Source organism: Streptomyces sp. JB150 (genome assembly GCF_011193355.1).
In the GTDB taxonomy this organism is placed as follows: Bacteria; Actinomycetota; Actinomycetes; order Streptomycetales; family Streptomycetaceae; genus Streptomyces.
On the sequence record NZ_CP049780.1, the window covers coordinates 2,553,772 to 2,580,291 of the forward strand.

Annotated in this window: 23 protein-coding genes; 12 read left to right on the forward strand and 11 right to left on the reverse strand. The window is 75.5% G+C overall.

What is annotated here, in order from left to right; genetic code table 11:
* Positions 1-51 precede the first annotated feature (51 nt).
* The gene (locus tag G7Z13_RS12075; RefSeq protein ID WP_240926189.1) at positions 52-861 is read right to left on the reverse strand and encodes a hypothetical protein; all 810 of its coding nucleotides are present in this window, start codon (positions 859-861) and stop codon (positions 52-54) included.
* A 1-nt stretch (position 862) separates the two neighbouring features.
* On the reverse strand, positions 863-1,429 hold the full coding sequence (locus G7Z13_RS12080; protein WP_165998616.1) for a sigma-70 family RNA polymerase sigma factor: 567 nt from the start codon (positions 1,427-1,429) through the stop codon (positions 863-865).
* Between the two features lie 400 nt (positions 1,430-1,829).
* Between G7Z13_RS12080 and G7Z13_RS12085 the strand changes: the two genes are divergently transcribed.
* On the forward strand, positions 1,830-2,858 hold the full coding sequence (locus G7Z13_RS12085) for an aspartate-semialdehyde dehydrogenase (RefSeq protein ID WP_165998618.1): 1,029 nt from the start codon (positions 1,830-1,832) through the stop codon (positions 2,856-2,858).
* A gap of 29 nt (positions 2,859-2,887) precedes the next feature.
* Here G7Z13_RS12085 and G7Z13_RS12090 read toward each other — a convergent pair whose 3' ends face one another.
* Positions 2,888-4,087, reverse strand: a complete 1,200-nt coding sequence (locus G7Z13_RS12090) for an MFS transporter (RefSeq protein ID WP_165998619.1) — start codon at positions 4,085-4,087, stop codon at positions 2,888-2,890.
* Positions 4,088-4,180: 93 nt separating this feature from the next.
* Between G7Z13_RS12090 and G7Z13_RS12095 the strand changes: the two genes are divergently transcribed.
* Positions 4,181-5,053, forward strand: a complete 873-nt coding sequence (locus G7Z13_RS12095; protein WP_165998621.1) for a LysR family transcriptional regulator — start codon at positions 4,181-4,183, stop codon at positions 5,051-5,053.
* Positions 5,054-5,170: 117 nt separating this feature from the next.
* Here G7Z13_RS12095 and G7Z13_RS12100 read toward each other — a convergent pair whose 3' ends face one another.
* On the reverse strand, positions 5,171-5,647 hold the full coding sequence (locus tag G7Z13_RS12100) for a DUF1203 domain-containing protein (RefSeq protein WP_165998622.1): 477 nt from the start codon (positions 5,645-5,647) through the stop codon (positions 5,171-5,173).
* Between the two features lie 112 nt (positions 5,648-5,759).
* Between G7Z13_RS12100 and pepN the strand changes: the two genes are divergently transcribed.
* A complete protein-coding gene (pepN, locus tag G7Z13_RS12105) occupies positions 5,760-8,351 on the forward strand; it encodes an aminopeptidase N (RefSeq protein WP_165998624.1) in 2,592 nt (863 codons plus the stop codon).
* Between the two features lie 30 nt (positions 8,352-8,381).
* Positions 8,382-9,125 carry an NAD(P)-binding domain-containing protein gene (locus G7Z13_RS12110; RefSeq protein ID WP_277347398.1) on the forward strand — a complete coding sequence of 248 codons (744 nt, stop codon included), beginning with the start codon at positions 8,382-8,384 and terminating at the stop codon, positions 9,123-9,125.
* Between the two features lie 9 nt (positions 9,126-9,134).
* Here G7Z13_RS12110 and G7Z13_RS12115 read toward each other — a convergent pair whose 3' ends face one another.
* Both G7Z13_RS12115 and G7Z13_RS12120 read right to left on the reverse strand, forming a co-directional pair.
* Complete coding sequence (locus G7Z13_RS12115) at positions 9,135-9,881, reverse strand: DUF6193 family natural product biosynthesis protein (RefSeq protein WP_165998626.1); 747 nt, start codon at positions 9,879-9,881, stop codon at positions 9,135-9,137.
* Between the two features lie 333 nt (positions 9,882-10,214).
* On the reverse strand, positions 10,215-11,174 hold the full coding sequence (locus G7Z13_RS12120; RefSeq protein WP_165998628.1) for an EamA family transporter: 960 nt from the start codon (positions 11,172-11,174) through the stop codon (positions 10,215-10,217).
* 157 nt (positions 11,175-11,331) lie between these two features.
* Here G7Z13_RS12120 and G7Z13_RS12125 point away from each other — a divergent pair, with 157 nt between their 5' ends.
* The gene (locus G7Z13_RS12125) at positions 11,332-11,853 is read left to right on the forward strand and encodes a MarR family transcriptional regulator (protein ID WP_165998629.1); all 522 of its coding nucleotides are present in this window, start codon (positions 11,332-11,334) and stop codon (positions 11,851-11,853) included.
* Here the strand turns inward: G7Z13_RS12125 and G7Z13_RS12130 are convergent.
* Positions 11,850-13,397, reverse strand: a complete 1,548-nt coding sequence (locus G7Z13_RS12130) for an FAD-dependent monooxygenase (protein ID WP_165998631.1) — start codon at positions 13,395-13,397, stop codon at positions 11,850-11,852. The two genes, G7Z13_RS12125 and G7Z13_RS12130, sit on opposite strands and share 4 nt — an antisense overlap.
* Positions 13,398-13,552: 155 nt before the next feature.
* On the opposite strand from G7Z13_RS12130, the gene G7Z13_RS12135 reads away from it, so the two are divergent.
* Positions 13,553-14,131, forward strand: a complete 579-nt coding sequence (locus G7Z13_RS12135; RefSeq protein WP_165998633.1) for a TetR family transcriptional regulator — start codon at positions 13,553-13,555, stop codon at positions 14,129-14,131.
* Positions 14,132-14,251: 120 nt separating this feature from the next.
* Here G7Z13_RS12135 and G7Z13_RS12140 read toward each other — a convergent pair whose 3' ends face one another.
* The 3 genes from G7Z13_RS12140 to G7Z13_RS12150 all read right to left on the reverse strand — a co-directional run bounded on the left by G7Z13_RS12140 (position 14,252) and on the right by G7Z13_RS12150 (position 17,135).
* Positions 14,252-14,524 (reverse strand): hypothetical protein, encoded by a 273-nt coding sequence (locus G7Z13_RS12140; protein WP_165998634.1) that lies wholly within the window; start codon positions 14,522-14,524, stop codon positions 14,252-14,254.
* Between the two features lie 220 nt (positions 14,525-14,744).
* Positions 14,745-16,907 (reverse strand): 4-alpha-glucanotransferase, encoded by a 2,163-nt coding sequence (gene malQ, locus G7Z13_RS12145; RefSeq protein WP_165998635.1) that lies wholly within the window; start codon positions 16,905-16,907, stop codon positions 14,745-14,747.
* Positions 16,908-17,135, reverse strand: a complete 228-nt coding sequence (locus G7Z13_RS12150; protein WP_165998637.1) for a hypothetical protein — start codon at positions 17,133-17,135, stop codon at positions 16,908-16,910. It abuts the gene before it with no gap.
* A 275-nt stretch (positions 17,136-17,410) separates the two neighbouring features.
* Here G7Z13_RS12150 and G7Z13_RS12155 point away from each other — a divergent pair, with 275 nt between their 5' ends.
* The 4 genes from G7Z13_RS12155 (at position 17,411) to G7Z13_RS12170 (ending at position 23,003) form a co-directional block, all read left to right on the forward strand.
* The gene (locus G7Z13_RS12155; protein ID WP_165998639.1) at positions 17,411-20,293 is read left to right on the forward strand and encodes a beta-N-acetylglucosaminidase domain-containing protein; all 2,883 of its coding nucleotides are present in this window, start codon (positions 17,411-17,413) and stop codon (positions 20,291-20,293) included.
* A 120-nt stretch (positions 20,294-20,413) separates the two neighbouring features.
* The gene (locus G7Z13_RS12160; protein ID WP_165998641.1) at positions 20,414-20,947 is read left to right on the forward strand and encodes a PadR family transcriptional regulator; all 534 of its coding nucleotides are present in this window, start codon (positions 20,414-20,416) and stop codon (positions 20,945-20,947) included.
* Positions 20,944-21,657 (forward strand): ABC transporter ATP-binding protein, encoded by a 714-nt coding sequence (locus G7Z13_RS12165; protein ID WP_165998642.1) that lies wholly within the window; start codon positions 20,944-20,946, stop codon positions 21,655-21,657. Before G7Z13_RS12160 ends, G7Z13_RS12165 begins: the two co-directional genes overlap by 4 nt.
* Positions 21,654-23,003, forward strand: a complete 1,350-nt coding sequence (locus G7Z13_RS12170; RefSeq protein ID WP_165998644.1) for an FtsX-like permease family protein — start codon at positions 21,654-21,656, stop codon at positions 23,001-23,003. The genes G7Z13_RS12165 and G7Z13_RS12170 overlap by 4 nt, the downstream gene beginning before the upstream one ends.
* Positions 23,004-23,171: 168 nt before the next feature.
* Here the strand turns inward: G7Z13_RS12170 and G7Z13_RS12175 are convergent, their stop codons facing one another.
* On the reverse strand, positions 23,172-23,708 hold the full coding sequence (locus G7Z13_RS12175; RefSeq protein ID WP_165998646.1) for an HNH endonuclease: 537 nt from the start codon (positions 23,706-23,708) through the stop codon (positions 23,172-23,174).
* A 329-nt stretch (positions 23,709-24,037) separates the two neighbouring features.
* On the opposite strand from G7Z13_RS12175, the gene G7Z13_RS12180 reads away from it, so the two are divergent.
* Together G7Z13_RS12180 and G7Z13_RS12185 are read left to right on the forward strand one after the other, a co-directional pair.
* A complete protein-coding gene (locus G7Z13_RS12180) occupies positions 24,038-25,132 on the forward strand; it encodes a mechanosensitive ion channel family protein (protein ID WP_165998648.1) in 1,095 nt (364 codons plus the stop codon).
* Between the two features lie 183 nt (positions 25,133-25,315).
* Entirely contained in the window at positions 25,316-26,512 is a 1,197-nt protein-coding gene (locus G7Z13_RS12185) for an ROK family transcriptional regulator (protein ID WP_165998650.1), read from the forward strand.
* The last annotated feature ends 8 nt before the right edge of the window (positions 26,513-26,520 follow it).

The following is a 26,520-nucleotide window of genomic DNA, read 5'->3' on the forward strand; positions in this document are numbered from 1 at the left end:
TCGGGGCGGGCGTCCGTTGCGGGCGCCCGCCCCTTTCTCATGGGCCGGTCCTCACGGGCAGGTGGTGGAGCGCGCCCGCGGCAGAGCCTCGGCGATGGCGCGCCGCTGCGGGGCGATGTCCTCCTCGCCGACGAACCACAGGTCGGCCGCCTCGCCCCGGCGCGGGACGGCGACCAGCACGTGGTCGCCCTCGCGCAGGCTGCGGGGGGCGCCGAAGGCGGGTGCGTCGCCCGTGACGAAGGTGGCCTCGCCACCGGTGGCGCCGGCGGGCCGGTAGGACCGGATCACGTCCACGGTGACGCGCTCCTCGCCGCCGCGCGGCCCCGGGGCCACGCCGGTCACCGTGCCCTCCACCAGCAGCCGGGTGCAGGCGAGATAGGCGGGCGACCCGAGCGGCCCCAGCGACTTCTGCGCGCTCCCGGCCCCCTTGTCGGCCGCGCCGCTCGCCGCGTCGTCGACACCCTGCCCCGCCCGGACGACCAGCCATCCCATCCCCAGGAAGACGGCGAGGGCGGCGGCGAGCCCGAGACCGTTGCGCACCCGGCGCAGGGTCCGCCGTGAGGGCTGCCGCGAGGGCCGCGGCGCGGGCGCGGGCGCGGGTACGGTCTCGGGGCGGGCCGGCGCACGGGAGGCGGGCCCCGGCTCCGATTGCGGCCCCGGCTCCGTTTCCGGCTCGGTCAGGGCGTGCGCGATGATGCCCAGCTGTTCCCGCAGCAGGGCCACGTCCGCCTCGGCGGAGCGGTACGCGGCCAGCAGGGCGGGGTCCGTGCGGGCGGCGTCGGGCAGGGGATCGCCGGTGAGGACGGCCATCAGGGGGTCGTCGCGGTCGTAGCCGCCCGGCCCGTCGTGTTCGACGGTCACGTCACACCACCTCGTCCTCGTGCAGCCGGGCGCGCAGGGCCCGGACCGCCGTGTGCAGCCTGCTCTTGACCGTGCCCTCCGGGATGCCCAGTTCCGCGGCGATGGAGCGCACCGGCAGGTCGGCGTAGAACCGGAGCACGACCACCTGCCGCTGGGCGGCGGGCAGCTCGTCCAGGCCCTGGGCGACGGCGACGGACAGCACGCTGGTGTCCTCGCCGGACGGGTGCTCCGGGTGCCGCAGCTGGGCGAGGCGTTCGCCGACGCGTTCCTGGCGGCGTTTGGCGCGGTGCCAGTCCACGGCGAGGTTGGAGGCGACGACCGCCGCCCACGCGGAGACGTCCCGCGGCGCCTCCCGTCCGCTCGCGGCGCGTTCCAGCAGCCGCAGGCGGACCTGCTGCACCCCGTCCGGCAGGTCCGCCTGCGGCACCCCGCCCAGCGCGAGCACCGCCCGCACCCGTCGTTCCTGGGCCGCGTCCAGCGGGTCGTCGGCACCGTGGTCGCCCCGGACACCCCGGTCCCCCCGGTCCGCCCCCTGGCCGCGGCGGGCCATTCTGCGCAGCACAGCCACCCCTCTCCTCGCCGCGTTTCCCCTATGACGCGGAGGGCGGCGGAAACGTTCGGCGGCGCGGGGAAGGAAGAGGCGGTGTCGTACGTCACACCGGCGCCGAAACCAGGACGCCGCTCACATGCGCGCGCCGCCGGCGGGCCGGGCGCGCCCGCGCCCGCGGGGCGGACGAATCCCCGTTCGCCGCAGGCCGCGTCGGCAGAGCTTGCGGTCCGCGCCCCGTCCCGGACGGATTTCTGCGGGCCCGCGACCGGGGCCGCGAGAGGCCCCGGGACGCCGCTGACCTGGAGTGATCGTCCGCGCCTCGGGCAAAGGATTGGACACACCTGCCGGGGTCCCCCGCATGATGGAAGGGGCCCGGACGCCCGGGCACGTCACAGCCACGCCACCCAGAGGAGTCCCCGTGAAGGTAGGAATCGTCGGAGCCACCGGCCAGGTCGGCACGGTCATGCGCAGGATCCTCGCCGAGCGGGACTTCCCGGTCGACGAGCTGCGTCTGTTCGCCTCGGCCCGCTCGGCGGGGACGGTCCTCGACGGGATCACGGTGGAGGACGCGTCCACGGCCGACTACACCGGCCTGGACATCGTGCTGTTCTCCGCGGGCGGGGCCACCTCCAAGGCGCTGGCCGAGAAGGTCGCCGCCCAGGGCGCGGTCGTGATCGACAACTCGTCCGCCTGGCGGCGCGACCCCGAGGTCCCGCTGGTGGTCTCCGAAGTCAACCCGCACGCGGTCGCCAACCGCCCCAAGGGCATCATCGCCAACCCGAACTGCACCACGATGGCCGCGATGCCGGTGCTGAAGCCGCTGCACGCGGAGGCGGGGCTCGAGGCCCTGGTGGTGGCCACCTACCAGGCCGTGTCCGGTTCCGGCCTCGCGGGTGTCGACGAGCTGTTCGAGCAGGTCCAGAAGGTCGGCGCGGACGCCCCCAAGCTCACCCACGACGGCTCGGCCGCCGAGTACCCGGCGCCGAACAAGTACGTCGCGCCGATCGCGTACAACGTGCTGCCGCTGGCCGGCTCCATCGTCGACGACGGCCTGAACGAGACCGACGAGGAGCAGAAGCTCCGCAACGAGTCGCGCAAGATCCTGGAGATCCCCGGCCTGAAGGTCTCCGGCACCTGCGTGCGCGTCCCCGTCTTCACCGGGCACTCCCTGCAGGTCAACGCCCGTTTCGCCCGTCCGATCAGCGTCGAGCGCGCCAAGGAGCTGCTGGCCGGCGCCCCCGGCGTCGCGCTCACCGAGGTGCCGACCCCGCTGCAGGCGGCCGGCCAGGACCCGTCGTACGTCGGCCGTATCCGCCGTGACGAGACGGTGGAGAACGGGCTGGCCTTCTTCGTCTCCAACGACAACCTGCGCAAGGGCGCGGCCCTGAACGCGGTGCAGATCGCGGAGCTGGTGGCGGCGGAGCTGACCACCAAGCGCGAGCAGTAGACGACGCCGCGGCGCGGCGGCGGGGGCGGTCACCGGGCATCGGCGGCCGCCCCTCTCGCGTACCCGGCGGCGGCCGCCGCGAGCAGCGCCGGCACCGCCCCCAGCACCAGTACGGCGGTGGCACCGGGCCCGTCGGCGACCCGGCCGCCGAGGAACGCGCCGAACGCGATGGCGCCGTTGAACACCCCCGCGAACAGCGCGGAGGCCGCCTCGCGGGCGCCCGGCGCGGCGGCCGACAGCCAGGTCTGGGCGGTCACCGAGACACCGCCGTAGACGAGGCCCCACAGGGTCAGCAACGCCGCCGACGCGGGCAGCGAGCCGCCCGCCGGGACGAGCAGCGCCACGACCGTGCCGAGCGCGGCGGCGATCGCGGGCAGCGCCCGGCGCGGGGCGCGGGCCGCGAGCGCGCCGCCCGCGAAGGTCCCGGCGATGCCCGCGAGGCCGTAGCCGAGCAGCAGGACGCTGATCAGGCCGGGGCCGGTGCCCGGCACCCGCTCCAGCACCGGGCGGACATAGGTGTACGCCGCGAAGTGGCCGGTGACCAGCAGCGCGATCGCGGTCAGCCCGCGCGCCACCGCCGGGGTGCGCAGCAGCTCGGGGAAGGCGCCGAGCCGGACGGGCCGCTCGGCGGGCAGCGGGGGCAGCGCCACCGCCAGCAGGGCCGCGACGGCCAGGGCGAGGGCGGTGAGCGCGGCGAACGCCCACCGCCAGCCGGCCAGCGCGCCCAGGTAGGTGCCGGCCGGGACGCCGAGCACGGAGGCGACCGCGATGCCGCTGAACACGAGCGCGGTGGCCCGCCCGGCGGCGGGGCCGGGCACCAGCCGGGCGCCCAGTCCCGCGGCGACCGCCCACACCCCGCCGATGCACACCCCGACGACGGCGCGGGCGAGCAGCAGCACGGCGATGTGCGGGGCGAGCGCGGAGAGCAGGTCGGCCGCCGCGAGCAGGAGCAGCAGGGCGCTCAGCACGGTCCGCCGGTCGGCGCGGCGTACGGCGACCGGCAGCAGCGGGGCGGCGAGCGCCGCGAGCAGGCCGGGCAGGGTGAGGGCGAGTCCGGCGGTGCCCGCGGAGACGTCCAGGCCGGCGGCGAGCGAGGTGAGCAGGCCGACCGGCAGCATCTCGGTGGTGACGACGGCGAAGGTGGCGGCGGCCAGGGCCAGGACGGCCGCCCAGGGACGGCGGACCGCTTCCGGGGCGGCGCGGCCGCCGCGCGTGGTGGTGGAGGACATGTCTCCACCCTTTTGCGGGTGCGCGCCCGGAACAACGGCGAAGCGCTCAGCCTTCCATGAGCGGGGCTCATACATCGAGGTGAGGGGGCGGTCGTGGCGTCGGGAGCGGAGCTGCGGGAGCTGGAGTGCTTCCTGGTGCTCGCGGAGGAGCTGCACTTCGGGCGGACCGGGGAGCGGCTGTACGTCTCGCAGTCCCGGGTGAGTCAGCTGCTGCGCTCCCTGGAGCGGCGGATCGGCGCCCGCCTGGTCCACCGGTCCAGCCGCCGGGTGGCGCTCACCCCGCTGGGTGAACGCCTGCTCGGTGAGCTGCGCCCGGCGTACGACGCGCTGCGCTCGGCCGTGGACGGTGCCCGCGCGGCGGCCCGCGGTGTCACCGGCACGCTGCGGGTGGGCTTCCAGGGGACGGCGAACGCGCGGCTGATCGATGCGGTCGCCGCGTTCGAGCGGGACCGTCCGGGGTGCGCGGCCGAGCTGGTGGAGATCCCGTTCGCGGATCCGTTCGGCGCGGTGCGCGACGGTTCGGTGGACGCCGCGGTCGTCCTGCTGCCGGTCGAGGAGCCGGACCTGGTCCGGGGCCCGGTCTTCTCGCGCCGGCGCCTGACCGTCGCCGTGTCCGCGCGGCACCCGCTCGCCGCCCGCTCCTCGGTGCGCGCCGCCGACCTGGCCTCGGTGCCCCTGGTCACGGCCGCCGCGCCGGCCCCGGCCTACTGGCGCGCGGCCCAGGCGCCCGGCCCCGTCGCCGGTCCGGCGGTGACCACCCTCCAGGAGGGCCTGACCCGGGTCGCGACCGGCCGCGCCGCCCTGCTGCTGTGCCTGCCGACGGCCGCCCACCATCACCGCGAGGACGTCGCCTACGTCCCGGTCGACGACCTGCCCGACTCGGCGCTGGCCGTGGTGTGGCACCGCGACCGGGAGACGGAGCCGGTGCGGGCGTTCGCGCGGGCGGTGGCGGAGGGCCGGGACTGAGGGAGGAGGTGGCGGAGGGCCGGGACTGAGGCGGGCGGCGAGCGGTGCGGCGGGCCCCCGTGGTCCCCCTACGGCCGCCGCGCCCCGCACCCCCTACGGCCGCCGCACCCCTTGCCCCTACGGCCGCCGCACCTCGTACAGGAAGCACCCGTACTCCACGGCCCGCACGTGCACGAGCGCCACCTCGGGATCGGCGTACGCCTGCGCGAGGGCGTCCTCGAAGGACTCGGGCGGGGTGACCAGGTGCCCGCCGAGGATGCGGCCGTCGGCGGAGTAGCGGCGCAGCACGCGGTGGGAGTTCGTGAAGGGCAGGCCGTCACCCTCGGGGCCGGGGCAGTCGGCGGCGTGGACGAAGACGGGGCCCTGCTCGTCGTAGGCGCCGGGGTCGGCGCCCGTGCGGGCCGCCCAGCGGCGCAGCGGGGCGTAGGAGACCAGGGCGATGGTCTCGCCGGCGGTGCTGCGGCGCAGGCAGCAGCGCAGCGGGGCGCCGCCCTCCTCGTCGGTCACGGGGACCATCGGGCGCCCGGCGTCGTCGGTGGAGCGCAGCTCCTTCAGGACGTCCGGCGGGACGGGCTGTGCGGTGTACGTGGTCATGGCCCCAGGGTCCTGCGCGGCGGACCCGTCGACCGGCGGGATACGGACATCGCGTTCTGTGCGGGTCCCGTGGAAGGATGGCGCAACCCACACATATCGAGGAGATGACCGCGTGCCTGGCACAAACCTGACTCGCGAAGAGGCGCAGCAGCGGGCGAAGCTGCTCACCGTTGACTCGTACGAGATCGATCTCGACCTCTCCGGGGCGCAGGAGGGCGGGACGTTCCGGTCCGCGACCACGGTGCGCTTCGATGTCGCGGAGAACGGTGCGGAGTCGTTCATCGACCTGGTGGCCCCGGCCGTCCACGAGGTGACCCTCAACGGTGACTCGCTCGACCCGGCCGAGGTCTTCGCGGACTCCCGGATCGCCCTGCCCCGCCTGCTGGAGGGCCGCAACGTCCTGCGGGTCGTCGCCGACTGCGCGTACACCAACACCGGTGAGGGCCTGCACCGGTTCGTCGACCCGGTCGACGACCAGGCGTACCTGTACACCCAGTTCGAGGTGCCGGACGCCCGCCGGGTCTTCGCCTCGTTCGAGCAGCCGGACCTGAAGGCCACGTTCCGGTTCACCGTGCGGGCGCCGGAGGGCTGGACGGTGATCTCGAACTCGCCGACGCCGGAGCCGAAGGACAACGTCTGGGAGTTCGCGCCGACGCCGCGCATCTCCACGTACATCACCGCGCTCATCGCGGGCCCGTACCACAGCGTGCACAGCGTGTACGAGAAGGACGGGCAGTCCGTCCCGCTCGGCATCTACTGCCGCCCGTCGCTCGCCGAGTTCCTCGACGCGGACGCCATCTTCGAGGTGACCCGGCAGGGCTTCGAGTGGTTCCAGGAGAAGTTCGACTACGCGTACCCGTTCGAGAAGTACGACCAGCTGTTCGTGCCGGAGTTCAACGCGGGCGCGATGGAGAACGCGGGCGCGGTGACCATCCGCGACCAGTACGTGTTCCGCTCGAAGGTGACGGACGCGGCGTACGAGGTGCGCGCGGAGACCATCCTGCACGAGCTGGCCCACATGTGGTTCGGCGACCTGGTCACCATGGAGTGGTGGAACGACCTGTGGCTGAACGAGTCGTTCGCCACCTACACGTCGATCGCCTGCCAGGCCGCGGCGCCCGGCTCGCGCTGGCCGCACTCGTGGACCACGTTCGCGAACTCGATGAAGACGTGGGCGTACCGGCAGGACCAGCTGCCGTCCACGCACCCGATCATGGCGGACATCCGCGACCTGGACGACGTGCTCGTCAACTTCGACGGCATCACGTACGCCAAGGGCGCGAGCGTGCTGAAGCAGCTGGTGGCGTACGTCGGCGAGGACGAGTTCTTCCGCGGCGTGCAGGCGTACTTCAAGCGGCACGCGTTCGGCAACACCCGCCTGTCGGACCTGCTGGGCGCGCTGGAGGAGACCTCCGGCCGCGACCTGAAGACCTGGTCGCGCAAGTGGCTGGAGACGGCGGGCATCAACATCCTGCGCCCCGAGATCGAGACGGACCAGGAGGACGGCGCCGGGGTCATCACCTCCTTCGGCATCCGGCAGGAGGCCCCGGCGCTGCCCGCGGGCGCGAAGGGCGAGCCGACGCTGCGCCCGCACCGCATCGCGGTCGGCCTGTACGACCTCGACGAGGCGTCCGGCAAGCTGGTGCGCACCGAGCGCGTCGAGCTGGACGTCGACGGGGAACTGACGGACGTACCGCAGCTGGTGGGCAAGCGCCGGCCGGCCGTCGTGCTGCTCAACGACGACGACCTGTCGTACGCGAAGGTCCGGCTGGACGAGGCGTCGCTGCGGACCGTCACCGAGCACCTGGGCGACTTCGCGCAGTCCCTGCCGCGCGCGCTGTGCTGGGCGTCGGCGTGGGACATGACGCGCGACGGGGAGCTGGCGACCCGCGACTACCTGTCCCTGGTGCTGTCCGGCATCGGCAAGGAGTCCGACATCGGCGTGGTGCAGTCGCTGCACCGCCAGGTGAAGCTGGCGATCGACCTGTACGCCGACCCGGCCGCCCGCGAGACGCTGCTCGCCCGCTGGACCGAGGCGACGCTGGCCCACCTGCGGTCCGCCGCGCCGGGCGGCGACCACCAGCTGGCCTGGGCGCGGGCGTTCGCGGCGACGGCCCGCACGCCGGAGCAGCTGGACCTCCTGGAGGGCCTGCTGGACGGCACGCAGTCGGTCGAGGGCCTGGTCGTGGACACCGAGCTGCGCTGGGCGTTCGTGCAGCGGCTGGCCGCGGTGGGCCGCTACGACGAGGCGGAGATCGCCGCCGAGTACGAGCGGGACAGGACGGCGGCGGGCGAGCGGCACGCCGCCACGGCCCGCGCCGCCCGCCCGACGGCCGAGGCGAAGGCAGAGGCCTGGGCGTCGGTCGTGGAGTCGGACAAGCTGCCGAACGCCGTGCAGGAGGCGGTGATCTCCGGCTTCGTCCAGACCGACCAGCGTGAGCTGCTCGCGCCGTACGCGGACCGGTTCTTCGAGGTGGTCAAGGACGTGTGGGAGTCCCGCTCCCACGAGATGGCCCAGCAGATCGCCGTCGGCCTGTACCCGTCGGTCCAGATCTCCCGCGAGACGCTGGACAAGACGGACGCCTGGCTCGCCTCCGCCGGGCCGGGCGCGGCACTGCGCCGGCTGGTCTCGGAGTCCCGGGCGGGCGTCGAACGCGCCCTGAGGGCCCAGGCGGCGGACGCGGCGGCGGGCGCCGCCCAGTAGCGTCCCGCAGTACGCGGGTGGGGGCGCCCGGTGCCGCACCGGGCGCCCCCACCGGGCCTAGGACTCACGGGGTACGGCCAAGGGGGTACGGCGAACCCCTCCGCGGAGGGACGCGCACCCGCGTACCGGCGCCCTACCGTCGAGGGCATGAAGATCGCCATTCTCGGAACGGGCACGGTGGGCCGCCACCTCGCCCAGGGCTGGCTGCGGGCCGGTCATGACGTCGTCCTCGGTTCCCGCAAGCCCGAGGAGGCCCGGCCGCGCGCCGGGGGCCTGCCGGTGACGGACCTCGCCTCGGCCGTGGCCGACGCGCCGGTCGTGGTCAACGCGACACCGGGCACCGCCTCGGTGGAGCTGCTGACGTCCGTGGGAGCGGACGCGCTGGCCGGGAAGGTGCTGCTGGACGTCGCCGTCGGGTTCACCGGGGGCGGCGACCTGTCGCACCTCGGGGAGAGCCTGGGCGAGGAGATCCAGCGGACCTTCCCGGCGACCCGGGTCGTCAAGTCCCTCTGCACCGTCGACAGCGAGCTGATGATCGCGCCCGGCTCGGTCGAGGGCCCCTCCACCCTCTTCCTCTCCGGTGACGACGCGGACGCCAAGCGCACGGTCCTCGGCCTCCTGCGCGACCTGGGCTGGCCGGAGGGCTCCCTCCTCGACCTCGGCGGCATCACCACGGCCCGCGGACAGGAGCACTACAGCCTGCTGTTCCTCGCCATCGCCAAGGCCCTGGGGTCGTACGGCTTCGGGATCCAGGTGGTGAGGGAGAGGGCCTGACGGCCGGGGTCACCCGCCGAGCCTGACCGGGCCGAGCCCCGACGGCAGATGCCGCACGGCCACTGCCACGGCCTCCCGCGCGGTGGCGAACACGCCGAGGTCCGGGGAGGCCATGCTCCTCCCCACCCCGTACCGGCCGTCGCTGCGGGCCGCCAGATGCGGTCCGACGACGGTCAGGTCCGGGCGGGTCGTGACCGAGAAGCGCAGCGCCCAGTGGCTGGTGAACGGATAGAGGGCGCGCAGCGCCGGCTGGGCGTACGCCGCCTCGATCAGGGCCCGGTGGGTGTCCCGCCAGACGTACTCCAGTTCCTCCGCCTGCCGGCGCAGGCCCTGCCACTCGGATTCCGCCATCAGCGCGGGATCCGGGTCGGGCGTCTCGATCCGTCCGGTCAGGTGCACGAAGGGCGCCGCCCTGCGGATGCCGTCCAGCGCGGTCCCGTCGTGCCAGGCGCGTGCGGCGGCGGCGAGCTGCGCCAGGTCCGCTGTCCCGCCGTCGACCAGGGGCATGCCCTGGAACGGCTCCGTACCGCGGATCGACCACCGCCGCTCGTGCCGCGACGCGCTGATCTCCAGCGGTGCGCGGTGCGGCAGGAGGCTCTCGGCCGTCGCGTGCAGCAGGGGCTGGTGGTCCGACGCCCTGAAGGGAACGCCGCCGTGACCGGGACGGCGCTCCGCCTCGGCCCGAAGCGCCGCGGCGAGGCTGCCGCGGGCCGCGACCTCGGGGTAGAGAACGGCGGGATCACTCGGTGTGGGCACGGCTTCCCCTCGCGCTGGTCCGGTCGGGTCCGGTCCCCGACGCGCCATCTTGATCGCCACGGGAGGAGGGGTCAACGCCCCGCCGCCTCCCGCAGCGCCCGCAGCACCCTTCCCACCGCCGGTGCCTCCTGTGCGCCCCTGCGCACGGCCGCGGCGACGTGGTCGCGGCCTGGTTGACGAGGGTGCTGTAGACGGCGACGCCGAGGAAGGACGCGAGGACGACGAAGCGGAGGTGACGTGGGGGTGGGTGCGGGGGGTGGGTGCGGGGGGTGGTGGTCCTGTGCAGGACGGGTGCCACGGAGGTCCTTTCGGTGGCCGGGGAGATCGGTGGATCTACCGTCGCAACGCGGAACCCGTCACGTCCATCGAATCTTCTCGACCGTTCCTTTCCTCAGAACTGAACGATCCGGTGGCCACTCGCGAAGCCGCCTCCGGCGCTTTCGCGCGCGGCGCGAGCTGTCCCGCCACCGTCGCGCCGAAGGCGAGCGCCATGCCCCCCAGTTGCAGCGGGGTCAGCGCCTGCCCGAGCGCGGCCCAGCCGACGACGGCGGCGGTGAGCGGGGACAGCGGCCCGAGGAAGGTGACCTGGGTGGCGGTGAGCCCGCCGATGCCGTGGAACCAGAGCCAGTAGGCGAGCGCGGTGTTGGCGAGGGAGAGGTAGAGGTAGCCGCCGACGGCGGGCGCGTCCAGGGCGGGCGGCGCGCCCTCGACGAGGAAGGCGACGGGAGCGATGATCAGCCCGCCGGCGGTCAGCTGCCAGCCGGTGAGCGCGAGCGGTCCGACGCCGTCGGGGCGGCCCCAGCGCTTGGTGAGCACGGTCCCGGCGGACATGGAGAGGGTCGAGCCGAGCGCGGCCAGCACGCCGAGGGTGTCCAGGGCGCCGGCCGCCTTCAGGACCACGAGGCTGACCCCGCACGCGGCGGCGATCGCGGCGAGCACGGCCCTCAGGGTGGCCCGCTGACCCAGCAGCAGGGCCGAGAGCCCGATGACGAACAGCGGCCCCACCGAGCCGACGACCGCGGCGAGCCCGCCGGGCAGCCGGTACGCCGAGAGGAACAGCAGCGGGAAGAACGCGCCGATGTTGAGCGCGCCGAGCACCGCCGCCTTGCCCCACCACAGGCCGCGCGGCAGCACCCGGGCGAGGGCGAGGAGCAGCAGCCCGGCGGGCAGGGCGCGCGCCAGGGCGGTGAACAGGGGGCGGTCCGGGGGCAGGAACTCGGTGGTGACGGCGTAGGTGGTGCCCCAGGAGACGGGGGCGAGGGCGGTGAGCAGGACGGTGGCGGAGCGCTTCATGGCGGACCCCTTCGAGGCGTTGAGGTGGCCGCTGCGTTGAGGTGGCCTGCGCGAACGGCTTGGCACCATCAGCTTGGCAGTGATTAGCTTAGCGCTAAGCAAGTGTCCGTAAAGCTACTTTCTTGCGGCCGACCCATCTCGCGCGGATACTCCTGCCATGACGCAGAGCCCGCCGACCGCCCCGGACCAGCCCGCCCCCGACGCGGTGGACGCGATCATCGAGCAGTGGGCGGCCGTACGCCCCGACCTCGACACCCGCGCGATGGAGGTCTTCGGCCGCATTTACCGGCTCTCGCGCGCGATGGGCGACCGTACGGAGAAGGCGTACGCCCGCTTCGGCATCTCCCGCGGCGAGTTCGACGTCCTCGCGACGCTGCGCCGGGCCGGCGAGCCGTACACCCTCTCCCCCCGGCAGCTGTCCGCCACCCTGATGCTCACCACCGGCGGCATGACCGGCCGCCTCGACAAACTGGAGCGCGCCGGTCTGCTGCGCCGCTCCCCCGACCCGCACGACCGCCGCGGCCTGCAGGTCACCCTCACCGACGAGGGCCTCGCCCTCATCGAGGAGGCCGTCGGCGCGGGTGTCGCCACCCAGACGGAGGCCCTGGCCGCCCTCACCGACGAACAGGCCCGCCACCTGGCGGACCTGCTGCGACGGCTGCTGGCGGCGACCGTCTAGGACAGCGCCGCCGGGCCGGGGCCGCCCCCGTGCGCCCCCGGCACCACGGGACCAGCGCTGCCCCCGTGCGCCCCCGGCACCTCCGGATCCGTGCCGCCCACGTGCGCCCTCAGCGCCGCCTCCACTTCCGCCCCGTCCGCCGACTCCGCCGCCCAGGCCGCGTAGCCGTCGGGGCGGACCAGGAGGACGGTGCGACGGCTGCTCGCCCAGCGGGCCGTGACCAGGCGGTCCTCGCGGGTGTCGCCCGCGTCGTGACCCCCGGGGGTGACGAGGACGAACCGGCCGCCGCGCAGGGCCTCGTAGAGGCGGGTGCCGTCGGCGAAGCGGAGGTCGGGGACCCGCCTGCCGGTCAGGGGGTGGGCGCCGCGGGGGGCCGGGTAGCGGTAGCCGATGCCGGAGATCTGGGCGACGGCCCTGCGGCGGACCGGGCCGGAGAAGCCGGCGAAGGCGGTCGTGAGGGCGCGCAGGACGAGGGCCGCCGGGCGCCTGGCCATGGCGAGGCGCAGGATGCCGCCGCTGCTGCGCAGCACCGCCCTGCCGACGGGGTGGCGCTCGGTGTCATAGGTGTCGAGGAGGTCCGGGGCGGCGTGGCCGTGCAGCACCTGGGCCAGTTTCCAGCTCAGGTTGGCCGCGTCCTGGAGGCCCGTGTTCATGCCCTGGCCGCCCGCCGGGCTGTGCACGTGCGCGGCGTCCCCGGCGAGGAAGACCCGGCCGACGCGGTAGGTGGGCGCCTGGCGTTCGTCGCTGTGGAAGCGGGACAGCCAGCGGGGGTCGCGCATCCCGAGGTCGCCGCCCAGCGCGCGGCGTACGATCCCCCGGATCTCGTCCAGGTCGACGGGGGTGTCGTCGGGGACGTCGCGGCGGCGGTCCCAGGCGGCGACCCGGTGGTAGCCGTCGCCGAAGGGGACGACGAGCGCGAAGGCGTCGCCGACGGCGTTCGCGGTCATCAGGTCCGCGTGCCGCGGGTCGAGCCGGACGTCCGCGAGGACGATCGAGCGGATCACCGAGCGGCCGGGGAAGGGCAGTCCGACGGCCTGCCGTACGGCGCTGCGCAGGCCGTCCGCGCCGACGGCGTACGCCGCGCGCAGCGTCCCGGTCCGGCCGTCCGCGGTCCTCACCTCGACGGTCACGCCGCTCGCGTCCTGGGTCAGCCCGGTCACCTCCGTCTCGTGGCGCAACTCGGCCCCCGCCGCCACCGCCCGCCGCTCCAGCGCCTTCTCCACCTCGTACTGCGGGACGACCAGCAGGTGCCGGAAGCGGGTGGGGAGGGAGTCGAAGCCGACGGTGAGGCCGCCGAACAGGCGCAGCCGGTCCACCGGGCGGCCGGCGGCCTCCAGTTCGTCGGCGAGGCCGCGGGCGTCGAGCTGTTCGAGGGTGCGGGCGTGCACGGCGAACGCGCGCGTCAGGTTGCTGGTCCGGCGGGGGCGCTTCTCTAGGACGGTGACGGGGACGCCCGCGGTGGCGAGGTCACCGGCGAGCAGGAGGCCGGTGGGGCCGGAGCCCACGACGATGACCGAGGCTGCGGTGCTCGTGGTGCCGTTCATGGGGCCTCCCGGAAGCCGGCGCATGGCGGTCGACACGCGTGGGTCAACGCCTGTTGGTCAACACGTGTTGGCCACCCTCGTCGTCCACCGTAGGGCGTGCGGCGGTGGACGGTCAACGCTTGTTGGCCAACACGCGTTGACATAGCCTCGTCGGCATGACCGACAGCCCCGACAGCCCCCGGGCGCGCCGCTCCGACGCCACCCGCACCGCCATCCTCGACGCCGCCCGCGAGCGTTTCGCCTCCGACGGCTACGACCGCGCCACCATCCGGGCCATCGCCCGGGACGCGGGCATCGACCCGTCGATGGTGATGCGCTACTACGGCAACAAGGAGGGCCTGTTCGCGGCGGCCGTCGCCGTCGATCTGCGCCTGCCCGACCTGGCCGGGGTCGCCGGTGCCGAGGTCGGCCGGGCCGCGGCGGACCACTTCCTCGACGTGTGGGAGGGCAACGAGGTGCTGACCGCCCTCCTGCGGGTGGGCGTCGCCCACCAGGCGGGAACGGAGCGGCTCCACGGCGTCTTCCGGGAGCAGCTGCTGCCGTTCGCCCGCCGGTTCTGCCCGGACCCCGAGCAGGCGCCCGTCCGCGCCGCGCTCGTCGCGTCCCAGCTGCTCGGGCTCGCGCTCACCCGGTACGTGCTGCGCCTTCCGCCCGCCGCGGGGCTGAGCCGCGAGGAGATCGTCGCGTGGCTGTCCCCCACGCTCCAGCGGTACCTGACCGAGCCGGGCCCCTGAGGCCGCCGCCGGCACGCGGACACGCCGAGGGCGCCGGTCTCGCCCCCGTACGGGACGACGCGTACGCACACGGGACCGCGTACGTACGACGGGCGAGCCGGCGCCCTCGGCGGAACGTGCCTACTGGGCCGTGGCCTTGGTCTGGATGTTCTTCGTGGTCACCCGGTGCTTCTCCTGCGACCGGTCCAGGACCATCACCAGGCCGGTGATGACCGCGAAGATCACGAGCGGGGCGATCACGAAGAGGCCCAGCGTCTCGATGACGCTCAGGCCCGAGCCGGGGTCGTCACCGTCGTCGCGGGTCAGCGCGCTCGCGGGAGACGACATGAGCAGCATCATCAGCGTCGTACCGGCGGCCAGGGCGCCGGCGCGCAGGGCGTTCTTCTTGTCCACGGTCCCAAAAGTAGCGAACGCCCGTGAGCCCCGCGCGCCCGGGGGTGCCGTACGGCCCTTTGGCCCCCGGTCACGGGGGCCCGCCGCGCGGCGCCCCTCGGGGTCCGCCCCGCATCGCCGCGCGCGGAGCCCGCCCCTCGTCACCCCGCGGCGCCCGTCAGGCCTCGCCCGGTGGCGTCCGCCCCGCGGCGTCCGCCCCACGAGCCCTCGCAGCGTCCCCTCACCCCGCGGCGTCCGTCACCCCCCGTGGCGTCCGTCCCGTTTCCCCCCGCAGTACCTCCGTCAGCGCGCGCAGCCTCGGTGAGGCCGTCAGGTCCTCCAGGGGGACCGGGCGTTCCTGGGCGTCGGCGATGGGCAGGCGCCAGTTCGGGTACTGGTCCCAGGTGCCGGGGAGGTTCTGCGGACGGCGGTCGCCGATGCCGTCGGGGAGCCAGAGACCGATCATGCGGGCGGGGGTGCGCAGCAGGAAGCGGTGGACGGCCTGTACCTCGGCCTCCTCCGACGCCTGGTCGGAGCCGCCGCCGGTGCCGGGCAGCAGGCCGAGCCGGGACAGGTAGGCCAGCCACTCCCCCGTGTCCGCCGCGGCCTCGGCGCGTTCGTCGGCGAGCGGGCGGGCCAGCAGGCCGAGCCGGTCGCGCAGGTCGACGTGTTCGCCGGTGAGCCGGGCGGCGGTGGGCGGCAGGTCGTGGGTGGTGGCGGTGGCGAGGCAGTCCGCGCGCCAGGCCTCGGGCGGCAGGGGGCGGCCGTCGCCGTCCCAGTCCCGCTCGAACCAGAGCACCGACGTGCCGAGGACACCCCGCTCGCGCAGCCGCTCCCGCACGCCCGGCTCCACGGTGCCCAGGTCCTCGCCGATCACGATCGCGCCCGCGCGGGAGGCCTCCAGGACCAGGATCGCGAGCATGGCCTCCGCGTCGTAGCGGACGTAGGTGCCCTCGGTCGGCGGCTCCCCCTGGGGCACCCACCACAGCCGGAACAGGCCCATCACGTGGTCGATGCGCAGCGCGCCCGCGTAGCGGAACAGGGCGCGCAGCAGGGAGCGGTACGGCGCGTAGCCGGAGGCGGCGAGGCGGTCGGGGCGCCAGGGCGGCAGGCCCCAGTCCTGGCCGCGGGCGTTGAAGGCGTCGGGCGGGGCGCCGACGGACATGCCGGCGGCGAAGTACTCCTGCTGGGCCCAGGCGTCGGCGCCGCACGGGTGCACGCCGACGGCGAGGTCGTGCACGATCCCGACCGGCATGCCGGCCTCGCGGGCGGTGCGCTGGGCGGCGGTGAGCTGGCTGTCGGTGAGCCAGGCGAGGCGGCTGTGGAACTCGACGCGGTGCAGGAGGCCGGTGCGGGCGCGCGCGGTCTCGGCGGAGCGCGGGTCGCGCAGCCCGGCGGGCCAGCTCCGCCAGTCGGGGCCGTACACCTCGGCGAGCGCGCACCAGGTGGCGTGGTCCTCCAGGGCCTGGCCCTGTTCGGCGAGGAAGTCGCCGTAGGCGGCCCGGCGGCCGGGGCCGAGGGGGACGGCGCACAGCAGTTCCAGCGCCTCGCGCTTCAGCTCCCAGACGGCGTCCCGGTCGATCAGGGCGCCCTTGTCGAGTACGGCCTCGCGCAGCCGGGCGGCCCGCTCCGGCAGGGCCCGCAGCCGGTCGCCGCCGGGCCCGCCGAGGGCGTACGCGTACTCGGGCACGTCCTCGACGCGCAGGTGGACGGGGTCGGGGAAGCGGCGGGAGGACGGGCGGTACGGGGAGGGGTCGGTGGGGGCGCCGGGCACGGCCGCGTGCAGCGGGTTGACCTGGACGAAGCCGGCGCCGAGCGCCCGGCCCGCCCAGGCGGTCAGCTCGCCGAGGTCGCCGAGGTCGCCCATGCCCCAGGAGCGCCGGGACAGCAGCGAGTACAGCTGGACGAGCAGCCCCCAGGAGCGGCCGGGGGGGCTGGGCAGCCGGGCGGGGGCGACGATCAGGTGGGCGTCGGCGGTGCGGCCGTCGGGCGCGGTGGCGGTGAGGCGGTGCACGCCGGGCGGCAGCTGGTCGGCCTGGGCGTGGCTCTCGCCCTGCTCGGTCTCGACGCGCAGCCGGGTGCCGGGCGGCAGCGCGGTGAGGGCGTCCGGCGCGGGGCCGCCGCTCCAGCGGACCACGGTGGGCGGCAGCAGCCGCTGCCGCCGTGCGCGCTCTTCGGCGGCGAGCGCGGCGCGGACCGCCTCGGGGGTGCCCGCGTCGACGCCGAGCGCGCCGAGGGCGCGGACGACGGCGGCGGCGGACGCGGCGACCGCGCGGTCCGGGGAGGGCCGGTAGGAGGTGGCCACGCCGTGCAGCTCGGCGAGCCGGGCCAGCTCCTCGCCGGGGAGGGCGGCGGATGCGGATGCGGGGGATCCGGCCGGTTCTGCCGGGCGGGGCGCGGTCATCTACGGCCTCGTGGAGTCGGCGTCCGGGGCGGCGAGCGGGGGCTCGCTGGTGAGGGGTTCGGCGTACGGCAGCGGGGGCTCGCTGGTGAGGGGCGTGTGGGCGCAGGCGCTCTCGGCGCTGAAGGCGCACGGGGCGGGTTCGGCGGGGCGGTCCTCGGGCAGGTCGGCGGCGTGCTCCGCCGTGCGTTTGGACAGCGCGGGAAGGAGCAGGTCTGCCAGTGCCGTCACAGTGACCTCCTGGTCGGTCGCGGTCTCGGGCGCCGAGTACGGCGCCGAGGGGGTAACCGCAGCCCTACCCAGTGAGCGCGCGGGCAGACGCCCGGAGGGCGGACAACGCACTTCTCGTCACATTCCCGGTCCACCCACCCTCCCCAGATTCCGGCAATCGACGTATTACGGCCACTCCCGTTGACACCCTCACCCCCGGATGGTGGGCTCGTTCACCCGTGACGGAAGCCGTGCGCCGACGACACCGGAGGCGGAGGAGACCGAGGAGGGGGCCTGTGCAGGTGCGGCGTAGGAGGGGCGGCGCGGCCGCGCTCGCGTTCGCCGTCGTCGCCGGAGCGCTGGGGGGCGCCCCGGCCGCCGTCGCGGCCCCGCCCGTCCCCGACACGGCCGCTCCGGACACGGCCGCCCGGACGCCGCGCTCGGCGTCCCCGGAGCCGTCCGTGTGGCCCCGGCCCCAGTCCCTGCGCGCCACCGGCTCCCCGGTCCGGGTCACCGGCGAGGTCGCGCTGGTCACCGACGGCACGGTGCCGGAGTCCGACCTGGAGGCGCTGCGCGCGGTGCTGCGGGAGGCGGGCGCGCGCCGGATCATCCCGCGCCCGGCGGGCGGTCCGCGACCGGCGGACGGCACCCTCGTGGTCCGCGTGGGCACCGAGCGCGAGCGCCCCGGCGACCGGGGCGCCCTGCCCGCCGGCGGCTACCACCTGACCACCGGCCCGGACGGCGTGGCCCTCTCCGGCGCGGGCGAGGACGGCGTCTTCCACGGCGTGCAGACGCTGCGTCAGCTGGTGCGCCCCGACGGCACGATCGCGGGCGCGGTCGTCCGCGACTGGCCCGGTACGGCCGTACGGGGTACCGCGGAGGGCTTCTACGGCACCCCGTGGACGCACGCGCAGCGCCTGGCCCAGCTGGACTTCATGGGCCGCACCAAGCAGAACCGTTACCTGTACGCGCCGGGCGACGACCTGTACCGGCAGGCCCGCTGGCGCGAGCCCTACCCGGCGCAGCGCCGGGCCGAGTTCCGGGAGCTGGCCGAGCGGGCCCGCCGCAACCACGTGACGCTGGGCTGGGCGGTCGCGCCGGGCCAGGCGATGTGCTTCGCCTCGGACGCGGACGTGCGGGCGCTGACCCGGAAGCTGGACGCGATGTGGGCGCTGGGGTTCCGCGCGTTCCAGCTCCAGTTCCAGGACGTCAGCTACAGCGAGTGGCACTGCGACGCGGACGCGGAGCGGTTCGGCTCGGGCCCCGGGGCGGCGGCGCGGGCCCACGCGCGCGTGACGAACGCGGTCGCCCGGCATCTGGCGGAACGTCACCCCGGCGCGCCCGCCCTGTCGGTGATGCCGACCGAGTACTACCAGGAGGGCGCGACCGCGTACCGGCGGGAGCTGGCGGGCGCGCTGGACGCGGACGTGGCGGTGGCGTGGACCGGCGTCGGGGTGGTGCCCCGCACCATCACGGGCCGCGAACTGGCCACCGCGCGGGAGGTGTTCCGGCACCCCCTGGTCACCATGGACAACTACCCGGTCAACGACTACGCGCCCGGCCGGGTCTTCCTCGGCCCGTACACCGGCCGGGAGCCGGCCGTCGCGACCGGCTCGGCGGCGCTGCTCGCCAACGCGATGGCGCAGGCCACGGCCTCCCGCATCCCCCTGTTCACGGCCGCCGACTACGCCTGGAACCCGCGCGCCTACCGCCCCCAGGAGTCCTGGCGGGCCGCGATCGACGACCTGGCGGGCGGCGACGAGGACCGCCGGGCCGCGCTCGCGGCGCTCGCCGGGAACGACGCGTCCTCGGTGCTCGGCGGCGAGGAGTCGGCGTATCTGCGGCCGCTGATGGAGGACTTCTGGCGCACCCGCGCCCGGGGCGGCGAGGAGGCCGAGCGCCGGCTGCGGGCCGCCTTCACGGTGCTGCGCGAGACGCCGGACCGCCTCGCCCGCACCGCCCTGGCGGAGGAGGTCGGGCCCTGGACCCGGCAGCTGGCCCGCTACGGCGAGGCCGGCACCACCGCGCTCGACCTGCTGCGCGCCCAGCGCGCCGGCGACCCGGCGGCGGCCTGGACGGCGTACCGCGCCCTCGGCGCGCAGCGGACCCGGCTCGCCGCCTCCCGCGTGACGGTCGGCGAGGGGGTGCTGGACCCGTTCCTGGCACGGGCGCAGCGGGCGTACGAGACCTGGGCGGGCCTGGACGGCGAGCCGGCGGCGAAGCCGGGCGGTTCCGCCGACGGGCGCACGGTCCGCTTCCCGCGCCCGCGCGCGCTGAGCGCGGTGACCGTGCTGAGCGAGCCCGGCACCGCCGGCACGGTCGAGGCCCGGCTGCCCGGCGGCGACTGGCGCCCGCTCGGCTCCCTGGACGCCTCCGGCGCCACGGAGCTGCCGGCCCGCCTGCGCGCCGACGCCGTGCGCGTCACCGGGCCCGCGCCGTCCCGCGTCCGGCACCTGGTGCCCTGGTACGCCGACGCGCCCGCCGTGTCCCTCGCGCCGGAGCGCGACCGGGTGGACGCGGACCTCGGCGGCACCCGGCGGATCACGGTCCGGCTGGCCTCGCTGCGGCCGCAGGAGGTCCGCGGGCGCATCGCGGTCCGGGCGCCGAAGGACATCGAGGTGTCCGCCCCGGGCGGTGTCCTGGCCCTCCCGCGCGGCACGGCGGTCGAGGTGCCGCTCGACCTCCGCATCCCGCGCGATGCGCCCGCCCGCGCCTACGACGTGACCCTGGCCTTCGGCGATGTCACCCGCACGGTCACCGTCCGCGCGGTCCCGCCCACCGGCGGCCCCGACCTGGCCCGCGCCGGCACCGCCCGCTCCTCCGGCGACGAGACCCCGGACTTCCCGGCGTCCGCGGCGAACGACGGCGACCCGGCCACCCGCTGGTCCTCCCCGGTGGACGACGGCGCCTGGTGGCAGGTGGAACTGGCCGGGCCGGTGCGGCTGGGGCGGGTGGTGCTGCACTGGCAGGACGCCCACCCGTCGGCGTACCGCGTCCAGGTCTCCCCGGACGGGCGCCGCTGGCGCACCGCCGTCACCGTCCGGGACGGCCGCGGCGGCCGCGAGGAGCTGCGGATGGACGAGCGGGACGTGCGGTTCGTGCGCGTGCAGGGGGAGAAGCGGGCGACGGAGTACGGCTACTCGCTGTGGTCGGTGGAGGCGTACGCGGTCCGGGACTGACCCGGGCCGGGCGGCCGCTCGCGCGTGCGCGGGGAACTTCCGCACCCTTTCCGTGATCTTTCGGGCCTTCTCACAGCCCACTATTCACTCAGTACATGTACTCAGTGCATACTGATCTTCATGAGCACCCGCCACATCCTGCTCGGGCTGCTTGCCGCCGGTCCCAGCCACGGCTACGACCTCAAGCGACGGCACGACGAACGCTTCCCGCAGGCCCGCCCGCTGGCCTACGGGCAGGTGTACACGACCCTGCAACGACTGGTCCGCGACGGACTGGCCGAGGTCGACGGCACCGACGCCGACGGCGGCCCCGAGCGCACCCTGTACCGCTCCACCGAGAAGGGCACCGCCGAACTGGCCCGCTGGGCCGGGGAGGTCACCCCGCCCGCGCCGTTCGTCGCGAACGAGATCTTCGCCAAGGTCGTCGTCGCGATCCTCTCCGGCGGGGACCCGGACCGCTATCTGCGCGAGCAGCGCGCCGCGCACATGGCGCGGATGCGTGAGCTCACGGCGGTGAAGACCGCCCCGGGCGCCGATCTGTCCACGGTCCTGTCCGCCGACTACGCCCTCACCCACCTCGACGCCGACCTGCGCTGGATGACGACCACCGCGGCCCGGCTGACCACCCTCACCGCGGAGGTAGACCACCGATGACAGCCGAGCACACCCCCGGCACACCACTGCTCGCGGCCCGTGGCCTGATCAAGGCGCACGGCCGCACGGAGGCCCTGCGCGGCGCCTTTGTCGAGCTGGCGGCCGGCGAGATCCTGGCCGTCACCGGCCCGAGCGGCAGCGGCAAGTCCACCCTGCTGCACTGCCTCGCCGGCATCGTCCGGCCCGACGCGGGCGCGGTGACCTACGGCGGCGAACGCGTCGACCAGCTGCCGGAGGCCCGGCTGAGCGAGCTGCGGCGCACCGAGTTCGGCGTGGTGTTCCAGTTCGGGCAGCTGATCCCGGAGCTGACCGCGCTCGACAACGTGGCGCTGCCGCTGCTGCTCGGGGGACTGACCCGCCGGCAGGCGCACTCGGTGGCCGGGGAGTGGCTGGAGCGGTTCGGGGTGCGCGGGCAGGAAGGGCTGCGTCCCGGCGAGCTGAGCGGCGGGCAGGCACAGCGGGTCGCGCTGGCGCGCGCCCTGGTCACCAGCCCCAAGGTGGTCTTCGCCGACGAGCCGACCGGCGCGCTCGACTCGCTCGCCGGGGAGCAGACCATGACCGCGCTGGTGCACGCGGCGCGCGAGACCGGCACGTCCGTCCTGGTCATCACGCACGACGCCCGGATCGCGGCGTACGCCGACCGCGAGGTCGCCCTGTGCGACGGCGTCGTGGTCGCGGAGGGCGCGGACGCGCTGGGGGTGACCCGGTGAGCACGGAGCTGCGACTGGCCCGGCTGCTGGTGACGGGCTCGGACCGGCGGGAGTGGTGGCGGATCGCGCTCACCGCCTTCGGGGCGCTGCTCGCCACCGGGTTCGCCCTGGCGGCGGCGGTGCTGGCCGCCCTGCGGGGAAGCTACGACGTGTCCGTCGGCAACGGCCTGCTGGACCACCCCGGGGAGCGCTCGGGCGTGATCGTCGCCCTGCTGCTCCTGCTGGTCCCGGTGTTCGGGTTCCTCGGGCAGTGCGCGCGCATCGGCGCCGTCCACCGCGACCGGCGGCTGGCCGCGCTGCGGCTGGCGGGGGCCACGCCCTGGCAGGTGCGGCGGATCGCGGCGGCGGAGACCGGGCTGGCCTGTGCGCTGGGCTCGGCGGTCGCCACCGTCTTCTCGGTGCTGCTCCTGCTGGGCGAGTGGAACCGGCCGCCGGCCCCGGTGTGGGCGGCGATCGCGGTGGTCGCGCTCGCCGTGCCGGTGGTGGGCACCCTGGTGAGCGTGCTCGCGCTGCGCCGGGTCGTGGCCTCGCCGCTGGGCGAGGTGCGCCGGGTGCGCGCCGAGACCCGGCCGGGGCGGGCGTTCGCCGCGGCGGCGCTGCTGTTCGTGGCCGTGGCGGCCGGCGCGGCCCACCGGATGTCCGCCGGCCAGCGGCCCGGCGGCCCGGCGGGCCCGGTGCTGGTCCTCGGCGCCGTCGTGGTGGTCGGCGCGGCGGCGGTCTGGCTGGTGGGCGCCACCGCCCGGCTGACGGGGCGGCTGCTGGCCGCCCGCACCGACGACCCCGCGGTGCTGATCGCGGCCGAGCGGCTGCGCGACGACCCGTGGGCGGCCGCCCGCACCCACGCGGCGGTGCTCCTGGTGACCGTCGTCGGCACCGGCTTCGTGGGGGTGCGGCAGGCGCTGCTGGAGGTGGTGGAGTCGGACAAGCACCTGGCCGAGAGCAGCGGCTTCTACACCACGGGGCTGAACCTGACGGCCGCCGCGATCGGCGTCGCCCTGCTGATCGTCCTGACGGCCCTCGCCGTCGGCACCGCCGAGTCCCTGGCCACCCGCCGCCGTGGCCTGGCCGCCCAGGCCGCCGCCGGGGTGCCGCAGCGGGTGCTGGGCCGGGCGCTGCTGCTGGAGACGGCGCTGCCGCTGGCGCCCGCGGTGCTGCTCGCGGGTATCGGCGGCATGGCGATCGGCACCTGGTACGTCCTGCTCACGGACGACGGCGGCAGCCGCTCGGTGCCGTGGGCGGCGCTGCTCGTCCCCGTCGCCGTGTACGTCACCTGCCTGCTGGCCGCGGCGACCTCGCTGCCGCTGCTGCGCCGGTCGGTGCGCCCGGGCGAGCTGCGGTACGCGTAGTCCCGCGCGGCGACCGACCGGACCCGGCGCGGGTCCTACGGCGGGAGCTGCTACGCGTAATCCCGCGCGGCGGGCCGCGCCGCCCCGCGGGACCGGGGTGGACGGGGGTCTCCCCGGTTCCGCACGGGCGGGGCGCGAGCCGCACCGGATGCGTGAAAGCCCGGACCGTCAGGCGGAAATGCCGTCGATCCGGGCCAGCGCGTCGTCCGCGCCGAACGGCTTCAGATACGGCAGCCAGCGCGGGTCCCGGTGGCCGGTGCCGATGATGCGCCAGGCCAGACCGGAGGGCGGGGCGGGTTTGTGACGCAGCCGCCAGCCGATCTCGGTGAGGTGGCGGTCGGCCTTGACGTGGTTGCAGCGGCGGCAGGACGCCACCACGTTGTCCCAGACGTGCTTGCCCCCGCGCGAGCGCGGGATGACGTGGTCGACGCTGGTTGCGACGCCACCGCAGTACATGCACCGGCCTCCGTCGCGGGCGAACAGCGCCCGGCGCGTCAGAGGAACGGGCCCCCGGTAGGGAACCCGCACGAATCGCTTCAGCCGGACCACGCTGGGTGCGGGGACTGTGACGGTCGCGCTGTGCAGATAGGCGCCGGACTCCTCGAGGCATACGGCCTTGTTCTCGAGGACGAGGACGAGCGCGCGGCGGAGCGGTACGACGCCGAGGGGCTCGTACGACGCGTTGAGGACCAGGACATGCGGCACGGATGCCTCCTTGTACGCCGGCGGCGCGTGGCTCGCGCCGGGACGATCTGCAGCCAGTCTCCCCTCAGGCCAGGTGAACGCGCCACCATGTCCCGGTAACGGGCTGGGAGTGTTTTCGACCACATCTGATTCATCCCCCAGGTGGGGACCTGTTCAAGCCCGGGTGAGTGTTGTCTCTCCCGCGCGAACCGGGCCGTTCCGCGCGCAATGCCCCGTTAGTGTGGTGGTTCTGCCCGTCCGGTGTCCTTTCCGTGACCCGAACGCCTCGGACGACCCACGCCCCGAACGACTCCGCCGGAGGCAGACCGCTGCACCTGGAGGTACCCGCCGTGTCCCTGCCCGCCGTCCTGCCGGCCGCCGGCCCCTCGCCGTCGCCGTCGCCGTCCGAGTCGACCGCACCGGTGGTGCCCACGTTCCGGGACGCCCAGGAGAGCGCGACCAACGCCGCCAGCTGGGTCGAGGAGAACTGGTCCACGTGGCTCGCCATCGGCCTGCGGGTGCTGCTGATCGTGGTGATCGCCGCGGTGCTGCGGGTGGTGGTGCGGCGGGCGATCACCAAGCTGATAGACCGGATGAACCGCACCGTGCAGGCGGTGGACGGCACCGCGATCGGCGGCCTGCTGGTGAACGTCGAGCGCCGCAGGCAGCGCTCGCAGGCGATCGGCTCGGTGCTGCGCTCGGTGGCGAGCTTCCTGATCCTCGGCACCGCCGCCCTGATGATCCTCGGCACCTTCCAGATCAACCTGGCCCCGCTGCTGGCATCGGCCGGTGTCGCGGGCGTGGCGATCGGTTTCGGCGCTCGCAACCTGGTCACGGACTTCCTGTCCGGCGTGTTCATGATCCTGGAGGACCAGTACGGCGTCGGCGACCAGATCGACGTGGGCGTGGCCTCCGGCGAGGTCATCGAGGTCGGCCTGCGGGTGACCAAGCTGCGCGGCGACAACGGCGAGATCTGGTACGTCCGCAACGGCGAGGTCAAGCGGGTCGGCAACCTGTCCCAGGGCTGGGCCACCGCGGGCGTCGACGTCACCGTCCGCCCCTCGGAGGACCTGGACCACGTCAAGGCGGTCCTCACCCAGGTGGGCGACACCATGGGCAAGGAGGAGCCCTGGAACGAGATGCTGTGGGGCCCGGTGGAGATCCTGGGCCTGGACAGCCTGCTGCTGGACTCCATGGTCGTGAAGGTGTCGGCGAAGACCATGCCGGGCAAGTCCCTGACGATCGAGCGCGAGCTGCGCTGGCGGATCAAGCGCGCCTTCGACGCCGAGGGCATCCGGATCGTCGGCGGCCTGCCCGCCCAGTCCGACGGCGAGGCGGAGGCGGACCCGACGGCGGGCATGGCGCCCCCGTCGGCGTACGCCAGCACGACCTCGCCGCAGTCGGCGGCGGCCTCGCCGCTGACGCCGCCGAGCACCACGAAGTAGCCGCACGCACGGTCAGGGCCCTCCCCGTGCGGGCCCTGGCTCTTGAAGGGCCCTGGGGAAGGGCCCTGGGCCTTCAGGTGCCTGCCCGTCGACGTGCCCTGACTCTTGACGCACCCTTCCCGCCCGGCTAGCTTCGCCATCCAACAGGAAACCTTCCTAACAGTCGCCGTCACGAGGACGCCCATGGCAGGCACCCCGCGCACCCTGCGCGCCATGAACGACCGCGCCGCCCTGGACCTCCTCCTGGAGCACGGCCCCCTCTCCCGCACCCGGATCGGCAAGCTCACCGGCCTGTCCAAGCCGACCGCCTCCCAGCTCCTGGCCCGCCTGGAGGCCGCCGGACTCGTCCTCGCCACCGGTACCAGCGAGGGCCGCCCCGGCCCCAACGCCCAGCTGTACGCGCTCAACCCGGCCGCCGCCCACGCCGCCGGCCTCGACGTCACCCCCGAGCGCATCCGCGCCGCCGTCGCCGACATCACCGGCCGCACGATCGGCACCCACGAGGTCCCCACGCCCGGCAAGCGCCCGGACCGCCCGGTCGTCCGGCAGGTCACCGACGCCCTCGACGGCGCCCTGAAAGCGGCCGGACTCACCCGCGACGCCCCGCACCGCCTGGTCATCGGCACCCCCGGCGCCTTCGACCCGAACACCGGCCGGCTGCGCTACGCCTCGCACCTGCCCGGCTGGCACGCGCCCACCCTGCTCGCCGAACTCGCCGCCGCGCTGCCGATGCCCGTCGAGTACGAGAACGACGTCAACCTCGTCGCCATGGCCGAGCAGCGCCTCGGCGCCGCCCGCGGCCACGAGGACTTCGTCCTGCTGTGGAACCAGGAGGGCCTGGGCGCCGCCCTGGTCCTCGGCGGCCGGCTGCACCGCGGCTGGACCGGCGGCGCCGGCGAGGTCGGCTTCCTGCCGGTGCCGGGCACCCCGCTGGTCCGCCAGGTCACCCGGACGGGCAGCGGCGGCTACCAGGAGCTGGCCGGCTCCCAGGTCCTGCCGGCCCTGGCCCGCGAGGCCGGCCTGACCTACCTGCCCGGTGGCTCCCACGCCGAGGTCGCCGCCGCCTTGCTGACCCGCGCGGCACAGCACCCCGACGACCCGCGCCACCAGCGGCTGCTGCGCGCGTACGCGACCCGCCTCGCCACCGGTCTCGCCTCCCTGGTCTCCGTCCTCGACCCGGAGCTGGTCGTGCTCAGCGGCACCTCCCTCGCCTGCGGCGGGGAGCCGCTGCGCGCCCTGGTCCAGGCCGAGCTGGCCGAGCTGGCGGCGGCCCGCCCCCGGCTGGTCACCGGCACCGTCACCGAACACCCCGTGCTGCGCGGCGCGCTGGAGAGCGCCCTCGCGGCCACCCGCGACGAGGTGTTCGACACCTCGCGCTGAACCGCCGC